This is a genomic window from Streptococcus oralis (genome assembly GCF_026782235.1).
GTDB classification, from domain to species: Bacteria; Bacillota; Bacilli; order Lactobacillales; family Streptococcaceae; genus Streptococcus; species Streptococcus oralis_CC.
This window is the reverse complement of record NZ_JAKUWE010000011.1, coordinates 1-1,550: the sequence shown is the minus strand read 5'-3', so window position 1 is coordinate 1,550 and position 1,550 is coordinate 1. Positions and strand designations below refer to the sequence as shown.

Annotated in this window: 1 protein-coding gene; it reads left to right on the top strand. The window is 38.8% G+C overall.

The window, feature by feature from the left end; genetic code table 11:
- Positions 1-1,484: Cna B-type domain-containing protein (locus MK396_RS09940; protein WP_268724443.1), on the top strand; the 1,484-nt coding region annotated here is incomplete at its 5' end.
- Positions 1,485-1,550 lie beyond the last annotated feature (66 nt).

The window sequence follows — 1,550 nt, the reverse complement described above, 5'->3', positions numbered from 1 at the left end:
CACTTACATTGACTGAAGCAAACGGTTGGGCTGGAAGCTTCACAGACCTTGATGCTGATAAAGGTGGCACACCTATCCAGTACACAGTAGTAGAAGTAACTGTTCCTGGTTACACTTCTAAGGTTACTGGTGATGTTGCATCAGGATTCACTATCACAAATAGTTATTCTCCAGAAACAGTTGACATTAAAGCAACTAAGAACTGGGATGACGCGAACAACCAAGACGGTAAACGTCCAACTAAGATTACAATCAATCTTTTAGCAGACGGTCAGAAAGTTGATTCGAAAGAAGTTCAAGCAGCCGCAGACGGAACTTGGACTGCTACATTCGAAAAATTAGCAAAATATAAAGCTGGTAAAGAAATCAAATACACTGTAACAGAAGAAAAAGTTTCAGAGTATGAATCTTCTATTACTGACTTTAATATTACCAACAAGTATACTCCAAAAGCCATCGACTACAAGGTAACAAAAGTATGGAAGGATGCGAACAACCAAGACGGCAAACGTCCTAAGTCCGTAACGGTTCAACTTTTCAAATCTGTAGATGGATCTAAACCAGTAGCCGTTGAAGGTAAGAAATTGACCTTGACAGCTGATGATAAGACCGACGCTAACACTTGGGTAGCATCATTCACAAATCTTCCACAATACGAAGCTGGTAAAGAAATCACTTACTCTATCGATGAAGTAGATGTACCAGCTGGCTATAAAGCCTCTGTAACTGGTCAAGTGGTGACAAACACACACACACCAGAAACAGTTGTTCTTTCAGGAACTAAGGTATGGAAAGATAACAACAACCAAAGCGGCAAACGTGCAGATAAAGTGAAAGTTCAAATTCTTAATGGCGATAAAGTTGTTCAAGAAATTGAAGTTTCAGAAGCAACTGGTTGGAAGTTCGAATCAAAAGCACTTCCTAAGTATGAAAATGGTACAGAAATCAAGTACACTGTCAAAGAAGTGGCTGTGAAAGAATATACTTCAACAGTTACTACGGACAAAGATGGTAAGTACACAGTTACCAATGAATACACACCAGAAAAAACTTCTATCAAAGGTCATAAAATCTGGAAAGGTGATGAAAACCACACAGATGCTCGTCCACCATTTATCACAGTAAAACTTCTTGCGGATGGTAAAGAAACCGGTAAAGAAGCTACAGCTTCAGAAGCAACGGGTTGGACTTATGAGTTCACAGAACTTGAGCGTTATAAAGATACTAAAGGTACAGAAATTAAATACTCTGTAGTAGAAGTTCCAGTTGATGGTTATACATCTGAAGTAGAAGGCTTCAATATCACAAATACATACACTCCAGAAAAACCAACACCAGGTAAACCAAACGAACCAGGAAAACCAGGACAAAAACCTCAACTTCCTAACACTGGTGAAAAAGCATCTAATGCAGCAGTTGTTGCAGGACTTGCTTTGATGGCAGTGACTGGTGGATTGTACTTTGTAAACCGTAAAAATAAATAATCTCTAGATAAGAGATGATTTTCAGTTAGTTCTTAGGAAGTAATTGGAAAGGAAATAGTCCAGAAC